Source organism: Bilifractor sp. LCP21S3_A7 (genome assembly GCF_052118825.1).
In the GTDB taxonomy this organism is placed as follows: domain Bacteria; phylum Bacillota; class Clostridia; order Lachnospirales; family Lachnospiraceae; genus Bilifractor.
Map to the genome: position 1 here is coordinate 217,734 of NZ_JBQKGL010000003.1, position 15,203 is coordinate 232,936.

A 15,203-nucleotide genomic window follows, 5' to 3' on the forward strand; every position below is an offset into this window, starting at 1 on the left:
CATGCTCCGGAAATATCCGCGGAACCGTTTCATGAACGGACTTCAGGATCCCGTGTGATTCCGAGCGCCTGAAGAACTGCCTCCTGCTTGTGCTCCATCACTGCCGCTTCCTCCGGAACCATGTGATCATATCCGAGAAGATGCAGCATGCTGTGAGCAATCAGGAAGGAAATCTCCCGTTTCAGTGAATGCCCGTATTCCTTCGCCTGTTCGTTTGCTCTTTCTACCGAAATTACAATATCCCCGAGAAGAAGCTCTCCGGTCTCCGGGTTGAAGGACCCCGCGGCAGTCTCATCATCCTCGAGACAGCTGTAATTCGCGGGGCTCTCCCAGTCCGTCATAGGAAAAGACAGGACGTCGGTTGCCCGGTCAATCTGCCGGAACTCCCTGTTCAGGCGGTGAATCTCATCATTATCCACAAAGGTCAGGTTAACCTCCGCCTCGTAGGGACAATTTTCGGAAGCAAGAACCTGCCGGATGACCTGCCTGGCAGTTTCCTCGCAGTCGGATGGAAGCTCATGATTCTGCTCATTTTCTAGATTTAATGTCATAATATCTGCACCTCTGAAACTTCTGCTGTCAATGAACAGCAGCTTTCTATTTCCGGGAAGAAGGCCGCACCTGTCTGGACCCATGGGTATCCCTGCGGGATCTGGCCGTATCCTTTTTCTCGTACTTTTCGTAGGCTTCTACAATCTTCTGAACCAGCGGATGACGGACGACATCTCTGCTGGTAAGTTCACAGAAGGAAATTCCCTCAACTTTACGGAGAACCTTTGCGGCAACATCGAGTCCGGAGGTTACGCCGGCGGCGAGATCTTTCTGGGTCATATCACCGGTGATGACGACCTTTGACCCGAAACCGATTCGCGTCAGAAACATCTTCATCTGCGCGGGGGTGGTATTCTGCGCTTCATCGAGAATGATGTAGGCGTCATCCAGTGTGCGGCCTCGCATATAGGCAAGGGGAGCCACCTCGATCAGGCCCTTCTCCATATTCTTCTGAAAGCTCTCGGCTCCCATGATCTGATAGAGAGCATCATAGAGAGGACGCAGATATGGGTCAATCTTACTTTGCAGGTCGCCCGGAAGAAAACCGAGCTTCTCACCCGCTTCAATAGCGGGACGGGTCAGGATAATCCTGCTCACCTCGTCGTTTCGAAAGGCAGTGATCGCCATCGCCATGGCCAGATAAGTTTTTCCTGTGCCGGCCGGGCCGATGCCGAAGGTGATCATGTGATTCCGGATGGCGTCCACGTACTGCTTCTGACCGACAGTCTTTGGCTTCACTGCCCTGCCGTTTATTGTGTGGCAGATCAGATCACTGTCCAGTTCCAGGACATCGGATTCTCTGGATTCCATCGCCATTGACAGCATGTAATTGATGTTCTGTTCAGTGATTTCGTTGCCGCGCGTGGAAAGCTCGATCAGATCCTCCAGCATGTGGCGGGCCGCCGCCACGTTTGAGGCGGGACCGACGATCTTCAGGGATCCGTCTCTGGACAGAAGGGTCACCCCAAGGGTTCGTTCTATTTTCTTTACATTCTGATCGAATTCCCCGTATACATTCTTCTCATGTTCTGCGGGAATTTCCAATTGTTCCTCAATAACTGCCAATTTATCATCCTCAGCTTAAATGTATGATTGTGCCCCTGCTTACAGGGCGTGTACGTTTCTGTAGAATCTCCCGGCGGAATGACTCTCTGGTGACAGAGAGAAGGTACCGGCGGAAAAATCTCCTTCTGACAGAGAAAAATTTCCGGCGGAGTGACTCTCTGGTGACAGAGAGAAGGTACCGGCGGAAAGACTTCCTCGTGAGAAAGCATCTCAGCGGTAAAAAATGAGAGAAAACCACAGCTGTGTGTGTTCATCGATATAGTACTCCATGCCGCAGGACTCGGCAAGCTTTGCAACGACGATGCCGTGGCCTTCAATGCAGGGGTGCATACGGTCGGGAAAACGGCATGGCTTCTCCGGATAGGTGCATTCCGGGCAGATGCTGCAGGAATCCCCGGAGAGGCGGTAGGTCTCCAGACCGGCTTTCCGCATTCTCTGCTCTACAAGACCGGTTGTCTGCTCATGGGAAAGCTTAGTCTGAAAAGACTCTGTGAGGTTCATGCTGTCCCGGACCTCGTGTACGGTGGAGAAGAAAAAAGCTCCCCGGTAAGCCATGCATCTTTCCCGGCATTCCGGAACGGTACCGACCGCCGGCGGACAGGACCAGCTGCTCCCATATCGCTTGCATTCCAGCCGGCAGACCGTCCGCACCTTTTCGGTAAACGGGATCTGTTCCGGTGTCAGAAAACCATATTCAAATACGGGAAGATCCTGAATCAAAGTTTCTATATGATTTTTAATATTTTCAAAATCTGTCATGGTATTTACAGCCTGCCCTTCCGGAGCTGATGCGCACACCGGTTGGTATATATGTCAACAGCGTGATTGCCGTTTGTTCTGCAGCCTGCCCTTTCGAAGCTGATACAAACACTGAACTCACTTGTGATACGGCTCATGATGCAGAATGCGGAAACTGCGGTAAATCTGCTCGAGAAGAATCATGCGCATCAGCTGATGCGGAAAGGTCATTTTTGAGAAGCTGAGCTTCCGGTCCGCTCTTTGCAGAACCTGTGGGGAGAGGCCCAGCGAGCCGCCAATCACAAATACTATATGACTAATTCCACGTACGGTCAATGAAGAAATCCGTTCGGAAAGCTCGACAGAATCCAGCATCTCCCCGTCGATGGCAAGCACGATCACAAAGGCATTGTCCGGGATGAGTTTCAGGAGGCGGTCTCCCTCCTTTTCCCGGATCGCGTCCTCTTCCGCCGCGGATGCGCCTTCGGGAGTTTTCTCATCAGCAGCCTCCAGGATCTGAAGCGTGCAGTAGCGGCTGAGCCGCTTACTGTACTCGGCGATTCCCGCCGTCAGATATTTTTCCTTGATTTTTCCGACACAGGCAATTGTAATTTTCATAAGGTATGTTCCTGAATAATTTGTATTTAAACCGCGGCAGATCAACGAGGCCGGTCATCTGCAGGATTCCGGGTGAAAAGGAAAAAATTACAGCGCCGGAAGTCCTGCGAACAGAGAACGTTTTCCAGAAGAAACGAAAACATCCCGGAGAACTCCGGGATGTTTCGAAACGAGATAAAACGCGCTTCGCGGACGTTGTCTCGATATCGCGACGATCGCGTAAATCAAAATCACTTTGCGGATTTGGATCTGATGAATTCGTCAATTCCCTTCGCGGCCGCTTTACCTGCGCCCATGGCAAGGATTACGGTCGCCGCGCCGGTAACCGCGTCGCCGCCGGCAAATACGCCTTCCTTGGTCGTCTGGCCGTTCTCCTCGCTTGCAATGATACATTTTCTCTTGTTCACGTCGAGTCCGACTGTGGTAGAGGAAATCAGAGGATTCGGAGATGTTCCAAGGGACATGATGACGGTATCACAGTCCATGTTGAACTCAGAACCCGGGATCTCAACCGGGCGGCGTCTGCCGGAAGCATCCGGCTCACCGAGCTCCATGCGGATGCATCGGATGGATTTCACCCAGCCGGTCTTCTCATCCGCGATGATTTCCACCGGATTTGTCAGAAGATCAAAGATAATGCCCTCTTCCTTCGCATGATGAACTTCCTCGCGACGTGCCGGAAGCTCCTCCTCGGAACGGCGGTATACAATGTGTACCTCGGCACCGAGACGCAGTGCGGTTCTGGCAGCATCCATGGCAACATTTCCTCCGCCCACAACGACTACCTTTTTGCCCCTGTGGATCGGAGTGTAGTAATCGTCGCGATACGCCTTCATGAGGTTATTCCGGGTGAGGTACTCGTTTGCGGAGAATACGCCGAGCGCGGTTTCACCCGGGATATTCATGAAACGCGGAAGTCCTGCGCCGGAACCAATAAATACAGCCTCAAAGCCATCTTCGCCGAGAAGCTCGTCGACCTTCTCGGATTTGCCGATAACGACATTTGTATCGATCTTGACGCCAAGACTCTTTACGTTCTCGACTTCCTTCTCAACGACCTTGTCCTTAGGAAGACGGAATTCCGGGATTCCATAGGCAAGAACGCCGCCGGCCTTATGAAGTGCCTCAAAGATCGTGACATCATAGCCGAGCTTTGCGAGATCTCCGGCACAGGTCAGACCCGAAGGACCGGCTCCGATAATCGCAACCTTGTGGCCGTTCTTCTCCTTCGCGGGAGTCGGCTTGATTCCATTCTCCTTTGCCCAGTCCGCCGTAAATCTCTCAAGCTTTCCGATGGAAACCGCCTCACCCTTGATTCCGCGGATACATCTCTCCTCACACTGTGTCTCCTGAGGGCATACACGTCCGCAGACAGCCGGAAGAGAACTGGATTCACTGATGACATCATAGGCGTGCCGGAAGTCACCGTCCTTTACGCCGCTGATAAATGCCGGAATACTAATATGAACAGGGCAGCCTTCTACACATCTGGGCTTCTTGCAGTTCAGGCATCTGGTAGCCTCAGCCATCGCCTCTTCCTGATTATATCCAAGGCAGACCTCATCGAAGTTAGTGGCACGAACCTTGGGATCCTGCTCTCTGACAGGAACTTTCTTCAGCATATCAACTTCCATCACTTGTCACCTCCGCACATTCCGCAGCCGCCGTGATGGGTATCACCCTCCTGAGCCTTCAGGATCGCACGGCCTTCCTCTGTCTGATACATTCTGTTTCTCTGCATGGCCTGATCAAAATCGATGAGATGGCCGTCAAACTCCGGTCCGTCTACACACGCGAATTTGACCTCTCCGCCGACCATGACACGGCAGGCGCCGCACATGCCGGTTCCGTCGACCATGATCGGATTCATGCTGACTACTGTGTGGATGCCGAATTCCTTCGTCAGTTTGCATACGAACTTCATCATGATCATCGGTCCGATTGCAACGCACCAGTCGTAGTGCTTGCCCTCTTTTTCGATCAGATCCTGAAGACATACGGTGACCATACCCTTGCGCTGATAGGAACCATCGTCTGTGGTGATGTAAAGGTTGCATACGGATTTGAATTCATCCTCAAGGATGACAAGATCTTTATTCTTGGCGCCGATAATGACATCCGCGGTCACGCCGTGCTCATGGAGCCATTTAACCTGCGGATATACCGGTGCGGTGCCGACACCGCCGGCGATGAAGACAATGCTTCTCTTCTTGAGCTCTTCAATCGGCGTGTCGATCAGATCGGACGGACGTCCGAGCGGTCCGACAAAATCTTCGAAGGAATCGCCTGCTGTAAGCTCGGCCATTCTCCGTGTGGAGTTTCCGATTGGCTGAAATACGATAGTAATCGTTCCGTTTTCCCGGTCGTAATCACAGATAGTCAGAGGAATACGCTCTCCTACTTCATCAACCTTGGCAATGATGAACTGCCCGGGCTGACAATGCTTTGCTACCATTGGCGCCTTAACTACCATACGGTAGATATTTGCGGCCAGGTTGTCTGCAGACAAAATCTTATACATGTTGTCCTCCTGATATAAAATATATTCGCGCAATTCAAGTATATCATGATTCTTCATATACAATGATATCGTGACCACGCATCCTCACGGAAAACAGAAGCTTTCCGTAATGATCGGTATTAGATCATCTGAATCGGGATGCATCCGGAACGCCGTCGAAATGCATCAGAAGCAGATTCTGTAATAGTTTACCATAAATCAGAAACTTTGTGGAACTTTTTTCATAATTTAGTGTATAAGCTCTTCGAAAACGCAGACAGGATCGTCACACGCGAAGCGTGTGTAAGAGACTGGATGCGATTTCGAAGGCAACAGGTATGAGCACGAAGTGACGCGCAAGCGGCACGAAAGTGCGCATACCTGTTGGATTGCGGGAGTGCGAAGCACGGAGCAATCCGCAGCTTATACAAATTGTGGGGCCCCGCATGCGGGGCATAGGTGTTAAGAGGAAAAGCTCTTTGAAAACGCAGACAGGCCGCCTGTCGCGAAGCGTGTGTAAGAGACTGGATGCGTTTTCGAAGGCAACAGGTATGAGCACGAAGTGACGCGCAAGCGGCACGAAAGTGCGCATACCTGTTGGATTGCGGGAGTGCGAAGCACGGAGCAATCCGCAGCCAGGCCGGCTCAGTTCGTGTTCTCTTCGGCAGCTTTATCGCTCTCCTTTCCGGTACTTTCAGAACCGGTCTGTTCCCTGTTCTCCGAGTTTGCGGAGGAGGTTGATGAAGAAGCTTCCGGAGTCGGTGTGGCAGTTGGTGTTGCCGCTTCCGTTGGTGTCGGTGTGGCTACCGTCTCCGAATTATAGACATTAGCCGGGTTGTAGGTGTTGCTTGCCTCCTGTGTCGGTGTGGCAGTCGGTGTCGGCGTTGCTGTCGGGGTAACAACTGAGTAAATATAGGTTGCGGATGCCACCTTTCCGAGTTTTCCGTCCTTGCTGCACAGCACCGCGTAGAAGATATGTTCCCCCTGACGCATACTCACTGGTTTGGTATACTTATTGCTGCTTTTGGTCGGTGTCTGGTCAAAGGCATAGTAACATGTATAACCATCCGGAACCGTAACCGTAATATGGGTGACATCAGTGTTTGTGTCATTGCCGGAGGAAGACGAAACCGATTCGGTGCTGCTGCTCTTCCCCTTCAGGTGCGTATAGGTACCTGATTCCGGTGTGATCTTCGGAGCGGAAGGGGTATCGAGCTCGATGCTGAATTCCTGGCTGGAAGTCTCACTGGTGAGCCCCTTGTCCGTGACAACGATTGCCTTGACCGTTGTGGTTCCCTCCTTCAGTTTAAAGGAGCCGGTATACCTGGAAGATGAGAGATCCGGCTTGGAATCATCCGTCGTGTAGTAGATGGTTCCGTTGTCAGAGGACTCGATCGTAATGGTCTGGATATCATTGTAGGTACCGCCTTCAGGGGTGATGGTCGGCGCCTTCGGAAGGTAATTCTCATATTTCGCCAGTACCTTCTTGTTTTTGCAGTTCTTCAGCAGGGTGCGTATCGCGTCCGAGTTCCTGTCGGCGGTATATAATTTGATCAGAAGATCATATGCTCTGGTATAGTCGCCGTTTCCGGAAATCAGCTTCTCCAGAACAGATTCTGCGTCACTGTTTTTCTTCTGGGCAGCATAGATTTCTGCCTCCAGATAAAGCCCGTCGTCATTGTCAGCGTCGATTTTCAGAGCCTTTGTGATATAAGACAGGGCATCGTCATAATCGCCGATTTCATAGGAGCTCTGTGCTTTTTCATACTGATAGGCAAAGGACCCGTGCTGTTTGCTGAGATGAAGCGATACCGATGTTATGATGACAGCGGCAACAGCCGCGGCAATCAGCACAATCAGCAGGAGGATCTTGCGGCGGATCTGCTGTTTACGTTTTTCGATCGCCTGTTCCCGTTCCATCTCTTCACGGCGTCTCTGTTCTTCATCCTCTTTTCTTTTTTTGTCTTCCTGAATCTTGCTTTCAATCGTGACATAGTCAGGCACGAGCTGTACCTCGTGTCCGCATACGGGGCAGATCAGTTCATCATCCGGAAATTGTGCGCCACAGTTTGTGCAAGTCCTCATTGATCAATTCTCCTCCAGGTAATTCTCAAATTGTTCCATCGACATCAAGACTTTGCGTGGTTTTGTTCCTTCTTCTTCTCCGACGACACCGGCATCACAGAGCTGATCCATGATCCTGGCAGCGCGGTTGAATCCGATCCGGAATGCCCGCTGAAGCATACCGATCGAAGCTTTATCCTTTTCAATAATCAGTTTTCCGGCATCCGTGAAATAGGAATCCGTGTCCATCGCGTCTCCGCTTGGACTGACAGATCCGGCGGCGTTTTTGTCGATTGCCTTCTGAATCTGCATCATGTTCTCCTGTGTAAAGTGCAGGACCTTGTGGTTCTCCTTTAAATAATTGACTACGTTTGCGATCTCTTCATCCGTCAGAAAAGCACCCTGAATACGGGCGGGCTTCTGGTAGCCCTGCGGGTAAAAGAGCATATCACCCTTTCCGAGAAGCTTCTCCGCGCCATTCATGTCAATGATTGTTCGGGAATCAACACCCGAGGTTACGGAAAGAGCAATTCTCGAAGGCATATTTGCCTTGATCAGTCCGGTAATGACATTGACGGAAGGACGCTGGGTCGCGATGATCAGATGAATGCCACAGGCACGGGCCAGCTGAGCCAGCCGGCAGATCGCATCCTCCACCTCATTCTGCGCGACCATCATAAGGTCCGCAAGCTCGTCCACAACGATTACGATACGGAACATCTTCTTCGGCTTTTTACCGTTTTCATCCGGCGGCATCGCTTCTACCTTTTCATTGTATCCCCTCAGATCGCGCACGCCCATCTCCGCGAACTTCTGGTAGCGGTCCGTCATCTCTGAGACGGCCCAGTTCAGAGCGCCCGCAGCCTTCTTCGGGTCTGTGACGACCGGGATCAACAGATGCGGTATCCCGTTGTATACGGAAAGCTCAACGACCTTCGGATCAATCATGATGAATTTCACCTCATCCGGTCTGGATTTGTAGAGGATGCTCATGATGAAGGTGTTGATACAGACCGATTTACCGGAACCGGTGGCTCCGGCGATCAGCAGGTGCGGCATCTTCGCGATGTCGGCGATAACCGGCTGTCCGGCGATGTCCTTTCCGACACAGATCGCGAGCTTTGATTTGGCTTTCTGGAAAGCCTCGGATTCCAGAAGCTCCCGCATGCTGACTGTAGTATTTGTCTTGTTCGGGACTTCGATTCCAATCGCGGCCTTGCCGGGAATCGGGGCTTCAATCCGCACATCGGTGGCGGCCAGGTTCAGTTTGATATCGTCCTGAAGACTCAGGATCTTGCTGACCTTCACGCCCATTTGCGGGGTCAGCTCATACTGTGTGACGGTCGGGCCACAGCTGATGTGGTTGATGGTGACTTCCACGCCGAAATTATGAAGTGTCTGCTGGAGCTTTGCGGCTGTCGCCTTAAGATGCTCGTTCGAGTCGCCTCTCTGATTGGGCTTCGGAGGATTGAGCAGATCAATGGGGGGAAAAACATATTCCTCCGCGATTTCTTCCTCTTGTTCCGGGACCTGGATTTCTTCTGCGCCGCCTGCGGAGGTCCTTGCCTTTCGGCCGCTCTTCTCTTGAGAGGTATTTATCTCCTCAGGTTCTGCGTGCTCTTCCGGATTTACGTGCTCCTTCAGAACTCCGTTCTCCTTCGAATGGGTCTTCTGTTCTGTCTGTTCTCTTTCGTTTTTGGCAGAACCGGTATCAACAGCCGTGCCGCGTGATGGTCTGCCCGCGGCTTCATCGAAATGGTTTTCCTGACCGGCGGATGGCAGAAGAGACTCTCCTTCCGGTGCGGAGGAAGCTTCCATTCTGCCTGTTCCATTGCTGATGATGTCATCCGGAATTGCCTCAGGTGTAATCAGAAAATCATCTTCCAGGTTATCTTCGTCTTCAATAATCTCCCCGGTCTCAGGATCAAAGGAATGGTCCGATTTATATCTGTCCTTGCTGCTGTTATTGCTGCTTTTATTGGTATTGTCATCTGTTTTACGGATGGCCTTGTTATTGGTTTTGCTGTCTCCGCTGACGGTATTGCTGCTGTCCGGCGTCTGAGCGGTCTGCAGTTCCGAGATGATCGGCGCAAGAGAAGCCGCGTCAATGGTTGTCTTTGATACGGGCGTAGATAGCTTCGCAGCGGAATCCGTATCTCTGTCAGGATGTGGAATCGTCTGAGGTTCGACACGGCGGGCCATACGGGTTGTCTCCTCGGCCGCAGCCTGTCGTTCTCTGGTCTTCATGCGAAGCGCCGCCTCCCGCTCCTTTTTCGCGATCGCCGCATCTCTTCTTTCCTGACGGATCAGCCGGCGCTCTTCTCTCTCCTGTTCACGAATGTCGCGGGTGTCATAGAGATAGTCGCTGCGGTCACGTATGAGCGAAAAAAGAGATTTTTGCGTAAGAAGAAGCGCAAAGATTACCAGCGCCAGGATCACAATGACATAGGCACCGATCATACCGAAGCCCTTTCCGAACAGCAGAACCAGTATTCCTCCGATGATTCCGCCTCCGGTGTGGTATCTGGAACACTCGCGGAAGATCTGCGCGGGTCCGGTACTCTTCTCATATCCGCTGAGGATCAGCTGCGCAAAAGCACAGATAAAGATATACAGTCCCGACAGCGAGATTACCCTTCGAGTGACATCCGGAGAAGCTGTGTTTGCCATCAGGAAAATCACCAGATAGAGAAGCAGAAAAGGAAAAATATATGCAGTGATTCCAAAAAGGCCGAATGCCAGCGATGCCAGAGCGGATCCGACCGGACCGGCGAGACCGATACAGGAAAGAAACAGAAGAATGCTGATGCCGAGAGTCAGGAGAATCCCGACGTCACGTCTGATTTCTGTTTCACGCTTCGCTTTGGCTTTCGTGGAATAACCGGATGTCCGGTATTGTGATGTGGACCCGCCGGATGTTCTTCCGGAGGAACGCCGTCTGGAGGAACCCGTTCCTGAAGTGCCCTTTCCAGAGGAACTTCTTCCGTACGCGCTTCCTCCGGAGGATCTGCCCGACGAAATGGAAGTTCTGGATGATTTCAGCTTCCCCGTCGCTGAAGTCTTCCGGACTCTGCTTTTTGCGGAAACGCCGGACGCGGTTTCCTGTCTCCCCTTACTACGTGCCAATGATTACACTCCTCTTATCATTTGTCTCAGTGCAGGTATGCAATGATGGATAATACGCCTGCCGCCAGACAATAAACTGCAAAAAAACGATTTAAATTTCTGTTCAATAACCGGATTGTATAACGGAGTACCAGGTATCCGGCCGCTGCAGCGACAAGTATCCCTGCGATACACGGTCCAATGCCGACGGTCTTCCCGACAGATACCGGCGAAGGTCCCTCAAGAATCAGTCCTCCCAGAATCGACGGAATGCTGATCAGCATGGCATACCGGATCGTGTATTTTCTGGAAAAACCAGCGAGACTGCATCCTGCCATGATCATGCCGATTCTGGACACCCCGGGAACCGCTGATATTCCCTGAAATGCGCCGATGATTAAGGCGTCGGAATACTTCGTGCCTTTCGGTTTCTTCTTCCGGTCATCCGAGAACGAGGATACCATCAGCATCAGTGCGGTAACCATAAATCCCATGGCGGTGATCAGAAGATTCCGGGCGCCGATTTCGGCGAAACGACGAAGAATCAGGGCAATCAGAAATGTCGGAATCATGGAAACCGCCATATACACCACAAGTCTGCGGTAAGCGGATTTCAGCATCGGACGGTATTCTCCATCCTCCGGATGTCCAAAGTTTTGCACATAGGTGATCAGATTGAATATGCCGTCCCGGATGAGACCGGTGAGCGCGTTCCACAGACGGAGAAGATCATCCTTCAGAACGAGGCACACCGCTGCCAGAGTTCCGATATGCATCAGCGTCAGAAACTTCAGCGAAAGCCCGGTGCTGATTCCCATAAAACTGCCGGCCAGCACCAGATGTCCGGAGCTGCTGACAGGAAGAAAGGATGCAATACCCTGAATGCACCCCAGAATCATCGCCTGTAGAATAGACATCGTTTACTCCTTATTTGTTCAGAGTTATAAGAAACCGGTCCGAAAAATATCTGCAGGTCGGGACCGGTTTGTGATCATATCAGTTCAATTACTCCTCGTCGAGCTCTCCGTCGAGGTTGGTGTACACATTCTGAACGTCATCGCTTTCATCCAGAAGATCCAGAATCCTCTGAAGCATCTTGCGGTCATTCTCATCCGTCAGCGCAGTCTTTGTCTGCGGAAGCATGACGACATCTGCCTCAGACATGACAATGCCCTTTTTCTCGAGAGCTTCCCGAACCGCAGAGAAATCATTCGGAGCAGTCAGGATCTCATAGTAATCTTCCTCTTCATTGAAATCTTCCGCGCCGCAGTCAAGAGCGAGCATCATAAGATCATCTGCGGAACCATCATAATCCTCTTTGCTGACGATGATCTGTCCCTTCTCATCAAACATAAAGGAAACACATCCGGGTGTTCCGACATTTCCGTTTCCCTTTGAAAATGCGCTTCTGACATCTGCTGCCGTGCGGTTCTTATTGTCTGTAAGTGTCTGGACGATTACGGCAACTCCGCCGGGACCGTAGCCTTCATAGGTGATGTGCTCATAGTTGTCCGCGTTCGCGGCACCTGCAGCCTTTTCAATACCGCGCTTAATGGTATCGTTCGGCATGTTGTTGGCCTTGGCTTTTGCGATTACATCACGAAGCTTGCTGTTGTTGTCCGGATCCGGTCCGCCCTCTTTCACGGCAATCACGATTTCACGGCCGATGATGGTAAAAATCTTACCCTTAGCCGCGTCGTTCTTCTCCTTCTTGTGCTTGATGTTCGCAAACTTTGAATGTCCTGACATAAAATTTCACTCCTCATTAAATTGTAAATAGTATATGAATTCAGCGCCGGATACGGTAACCGGCCATGCTGTATACAACACCACAAGCTGTATACAAAGTCCGGCGGTTTTCATAACTCGCGCTAATTTTAACATTACTTTAAAAATATATCACTGAATGGATGGATCGTCAACCGGCTGCAAAGAGAGTCAAGGCGGCTGCAAAGAGAGTCAAATCGGCTCAAAGCAGATACAAAGAGAGTCAAAGCAGCAAAGAAGCAGAAAATTTCAGAGCTCTGTCTCCCTTTGAGGTGACAGCGGAAAAGGCGCGGCGCCGGTTCATCAGAGAAATTCGTGGATGAATTCGAGAATGTTTCCGGCAGTCGCGGAGGCCTCTGAATATTTCTCGGATGCCCGCTCTCCGCATTTTCCGTGAATGTAGACTCCGAGTGCGGCAGCGACACCGGTATAATCTCCGTGCTGCGCGGTCAGACCGGCAATGATTCCGGTCAGGACATCTCCGCTCCCGGCTGTGGAAAGTGCGCTGTTGCCGGACCGGTTCAGGAAGCAGCTGCCATTCGGGAGCGCTGTGATGGTTGCGGCGTCCTTCAGAACCACCGTGTTGCGGACCTCCTCGGCAGCATGCCTTGCGATGCTGACGGCAGATGACTTGATATCCGAAGGCGCGATGCCGGTCAGACGGCTCATTTCACCAACGTGTGGTGTGAAAACGGAGGGAAAGCGGATTTCCCGAAGGAGGTCGCTGTGCGCCGCGATGAGATTCAGCGCGTCAGCGTCAAAAACTGCAGGTATTTTTCTTTCCTGATTCAGACGAAGGAATTCCCGCATAAGAGAAAGCGCCGTATCGCCGGTTCCAAGTCCGGGACCGATCAGTACAGTATCCGCCCATTTCATATCCGCTGCAAGCTGTGGAAAGTCTTTTGCACCATCCCGGTATGTGGAAATGAGAGCTTCCGGGAACATTGCGCAGATCGGAGTGCGGTTATTTTCTTCTGTAAAGATTTTCACCATTCCGACACCGGTCAGAAGTGCGGCCTTTGCGGAAAGATATGCCGCCCCGCAGATATTCCGTGATCCGGCGATGACGAGGATCTTCCGGAAGGTTCCCTTGTTGCCGGATTCATCACGCTTCGGGAGATAATCAAGATCACTGTGTTCGATGGTATACAGCTGGCAGGCTTTTGTGATCTTTCTGGAAAGCGGAATACCGATTTGCTTTACCTTGACCTTTCCGGCACAGGCTGCTCCGGGATAGATGTAGAGCCCGGCCTTTCCGGTTGTGAAGGTGACGGTGAGATCCGCCCGGACAGCCGTCCCCATGATCATGCCGGAGTCGGTGTTGACACCGGACGGCATATCGACAGCGGCGACAGGAAGCTCGGAATGATTGATCCGGTCAATGAGTTCGGCATAGATTCCGGTGATGTCACGCTTGAGCCCGATTCCGAAGAGAGCGTCTATGATAAGAGAATAATCCTCCGGATGGAAATCCGCCAGCTCCTCGCCAGGCATCCTGCGTGCGCGGATGACCGGAATCGGAAAACCCTCGATGATATGAAGCTGCTGTTTCAGCTGTTCGCTGAATTTTTCCTCCGGTCCGGCAAGAAAAACCGTGCAGCTGTATCCCTCCTCGCAGAGAATGCGGGCAACGGCGACTCCGTCTCCGCCGTTGTTTCCCGTTCCGCAGACGACGAGGACCCGATCCATATCATACTGCCGTTTTTCAATTTCTGATGCACAGGCAAGTGCCGCCCGCTCCATGAGGACCATGGAAGGCATCCCCGCCGCGACAGCGCTTCGGTCTGCGTCCTGATGCTGCCTTGCACTCAAGATCAGTTTCATTCTGTATCCTCCCTTTCTGCTGAAGGACAGCGCAATTCATGAGATCCAATAACCGTTCTCTTCTCTGCCCCAATTTATGTGATCCGATAATGTTTCTCTTTTCTGTTCCAAAAAGAGCCCCCATCTACGCGAGGGGCTCTTGTATCGTCTTGTATCGGCAGGTGTCTACTTCTCTTCGAGTGTCTTGAGGTTGTAGGACAGCCGCATCAGACTTTCGGACAGATGAACATTCTGAACAGCCACATTCTTCGGCACCACAAGGTTCAGATCGGTGTGCGCAAAATTCCAGATGGCGTGAATGCCGTTTTCGATCAACATCTTGCTCACCTCAATGGCATACTCCTTCGGAAGTGTCAGCGTCGCGATTTCGACATCATTCTCCCGGAGAAAGGCCGGAATCTCGTCCGTCATACGGATTGGAACACCCCGGATGACCTTGCCCTTCAATTCGGGATTATTGTCGAAGAGCCCGATGATACGGAAACTGTTCTTCTCAAAGTTCGTGTAATTCGCGAGAGCCTGTCCCAGATGCCCGACACCGATAATAATAATATTGTGTATGCGGTCCAGTCCGAGAATTTTGGCAATCTCCTCCCGAAGATACTGCACATTATAACCGTAGCCCTGCTGCCCGAAACCGCCGAAATTATTCAGATCCTGCCGGATCTGAGAGGCGGTCACCTTCATCTGCTGACTGAGTTCACCGGAAGAAATCCGCTCAACGCCGGCCTCCTGCAGTTCACCGAGATACCGGTAATAACGGGGCAGCCTCTTGATAACGGCTTTCGAAATCTCTTTCTGACTCATATAAGAAAACCTCCTTGAAGCTACTACCATTATATGTAATTGTCTAATTTTTGTCAAAGTATTTCTCTTTTTCCTGCCGCCCTTGCTTTGTCGTTTTTTTTCGGTATAATTGGAAGGTAAATGCTCCGCCAGAGAGGCGGCGGGACGCAAACAGGAAAAGCAA

12 protein-coding genes are annotated in these 15,203 nt (G+C 51.7%); all 12 read right to left on the bottom strand.

Going from position 1 to position 15,203, the window contains the following annotated elements; all coding sequences use genetic code 11:
- Positions 1–29: 29 nt before the first annotated feature.
- The 12 genes from ybeY to ACTQ1O_RS04165 all read right to left on the bottom strand — a co-directional run bounded on the left by ybeY (position 30) and on the right by ACTQ1O_RS04165 (position 15,040).
- Positions 30–551, bottom strand: a complete 522-nt coding sequence (gene ybeY, locus ACTQ1O_RS04110) for an rRNA maturation RNase YbeY (RefSeq protein WP_441486231.1) — start codon at positions 549–551, stop codon at positions 30–32.
- 46 nt (positions 552–597) lie between these two features.
- Positions 598–1,617: a PhoH family protein gene (locus ACTQ1O_RS04115; protein WP_441486232.1), complete on the bottom strand. Its 1,020-nt coding sequence runs from the start codon at positions 1,615–1,617 to the stop codon at positions 598–600.
- 210 nt (positions 1,618–1,827) lie between these two features.
- A complete protein-coding gene (locus ACTQ1O_RS04120; protein WP_441486233.1) occupies positions 1,828–2,376 on the bottom strand; it encodes a DUF2284 domain-containing protein in 549 nt (182 codons plus the stop codon).
- Positions 2,377–2,493: 117 nt separating this feature from the next.
- Complete coding sequence (gene rlmH, locus ACTQ1O_RS04125; protein WP_441486234.1) at positions 2,494–2,973, bottom strand: 23S rRNA (pseudouridine(1915)-N(3))-methyltransferase RlmH; 480 nt, start codon at positions 2,971–2,973, stop codon at positions 2,494–2,496.
- 230 nt (positions 2,974–3,203) lie between these two features.
- The gene (gene gltA, locus ACTQ1O_RS04130) at positions 3,204–4,607 is read right to left on the bottom strand and encodes an NADPH-dependent glutamate synthase (protein ID WP_441486235.1); all 1,404 of its coding nucleotides are present in this window, start codon (positions 4,605–4,607) and stop codon (positions 3,204–3,206) included.
- Positions 4,607–5,494: a sulfide/dihydroorotate dehydrogenase-like FAD/NAD-binding protein gene (locus ACTQ1O_RS04135; RefSeq protein ID WP_441100091.1), complete on the bottom strand. Its 888-nt coding sequence runs from the start codon at positions 5,492–5,494 to the stop codon at positions 4,607–4,609. The genes gltA and ACTQ1O_RS04135 overlap by 1 nt, the downstream gene beginning before the upstream one ends.
- A 624-nt stretch (positions 5,495–6,118) precedes the next feature.
- On the bottom strand, positions 6,119–7,558 hold the full coding sequence (locus ACTQ1O_RS04140; protein ID WP_441486236.1) for an FN3 associated domain-containing protein: 1,440 nt from the start codon (positions 7,556–7,558) through the stop codon (positions 6,119–6,121).
- Positions 7,559–7,561: 3 nt separating this feature from the next.
- Entirely contained in the window at positions 7,562–10,663 is a 3,102-nt protein-coding gene (locus ACTQ1O_RS04145; protein ID WP_441486237.1) for a DNA translocase FtsK 4TM domain-containing protein, read from the bottom strand.
- A gap of 26 nt (positions 10,664–10,689) precedes the next feature.
- Positions 10,690–11,559 (bottom strand): undecaprenyl-diphosphate phosphatase, encoded by an 870-nt coding sequence (locus ACTQ1O_RS04150; RefSeq protein ID WP_441486238.1) that lies wholly within the window; start codon positions 11,557–11,559, stop codon positions 10,690–10,692.
- A gap of 88 nt (positions 11,560–11,647) precedes the next feature.
- Positions 11,648–12,391 carry a YebC/PmpR family DNA-binding transcriptional regulator gene (locus tag ACTQ1O_RS04155; protein WP_441100084.1) on the bottom strand — a complete coding sequence of 248 codons (744 nt, stop codon included), beginning with the start codon at positions 12,389–12,391 and terminating at the stop codon, positions 11,648–11,650.
- A gap of 321 nt (positions 12,392–12,712) precedes the next feature.
- Complete coding sequence (locus ACTQ1O_RS04160; protein ID WP_441486239.1) at positions 12,713–14,233, bottom strand: NAD(P)H-hydrate dehydratase; 1,521 nt, start codon at positions 14,231–14,233, stop codon at positions 12,713–12,715.
- Positions 14,234–14,398: 165 nt separating this feature from the next.
- On the bottom strand, positions 14,399–15,040 hold the full coding sequence (locus ACTQ1O_RS04165; RefSeq protein ID WP_441486240.1) for a redox-sensing transcriptional repressor Rex: 642 nt from the start codon (positions 15,038–15,040) through the stop codon (positions 14,399–14,401).
- Positions 15,041–15,203 lie beyond the last annotated feature (163 nt).

What these genes read in the sequence shown, in the direction of transcription:
- ybeY (WP_441486231.1), bottom strand. Translation starts at nt 551, where the DNA reads ATGACATTAAATCTAGAAAATGAGCAGAATCATGAGCTTCCATCCGAC.
- ACTQ1O_RS04120 (WP_441486233.1), bottom strand. Translation starts at nt 2,376, where the DNA reads ATGACAGATTTTGAAAATATTAAAAATCATATAGAAACTTTGATTCAG.
- rlmH (WP_441486234.1), bottom strand. Translation starts at nt 2,973, where the DNA reads ATGAAAATTACAATTGCCTGTGTCGGAAAAATCAAGGAAAAATATCTG.
- gltA (WP_441486235.1), bottom strand. Translation starts at nt 4,607, where the DNA reads ATGGAAGTTGATATGCTGAAGAAAGTTCCTGTCAGAGAGCAGGATCCC.
- ACTQ1O_RS04135 (WP_441100091.1), bottom strand. Translation starts at nt 5,494, where the DNA reads ATGTATAAGATTTTGTCTGCAGACAACCTGGCCGCAAATATCTACCGT.
- ACTQ1O_RS04140 (WP_441486236.1), bottom strand. Translation starts at nt 7,558, where the DNA reads ATGAGGACTTGCACAAACTGTGGCGCACAATTTCCGGATGATGAACTG.
- ACTQ1O_RS04150 (WP_441486238.1), bottom strand. Translation starts at nt 11,559, where the DNA reads ATGTCTATTCTACAGGCGATGATTCTGGGGTGCATTCAGGGTATTGCA.
- ACTQ1O_RS04155 (WP_441100084.1), bottom strand. Translation starts at nt 12,391, where the DNA reads ATGTCAGGACATTCAAAGTTTGCGAACATCAAGCACAAGAAGGAGAAG.
- ACTQ1O_RS04160 (WP_441486239.1), bottom strand. Translation starts at nt 14,233, where the DNA reads ATGAAACTGATCTTGAGTGCAAGGCAGCATCAGGACGCAGACCGAAGC.
- ACTQ1O_RS04165 (WP_441486240.1), bottom strand. Translation starts at nt 15,040, where the DNA reads ATGAGTCAGAAAGAGATTTCGAAAGCCGTTATCAAGAGGCTGCCCCGT.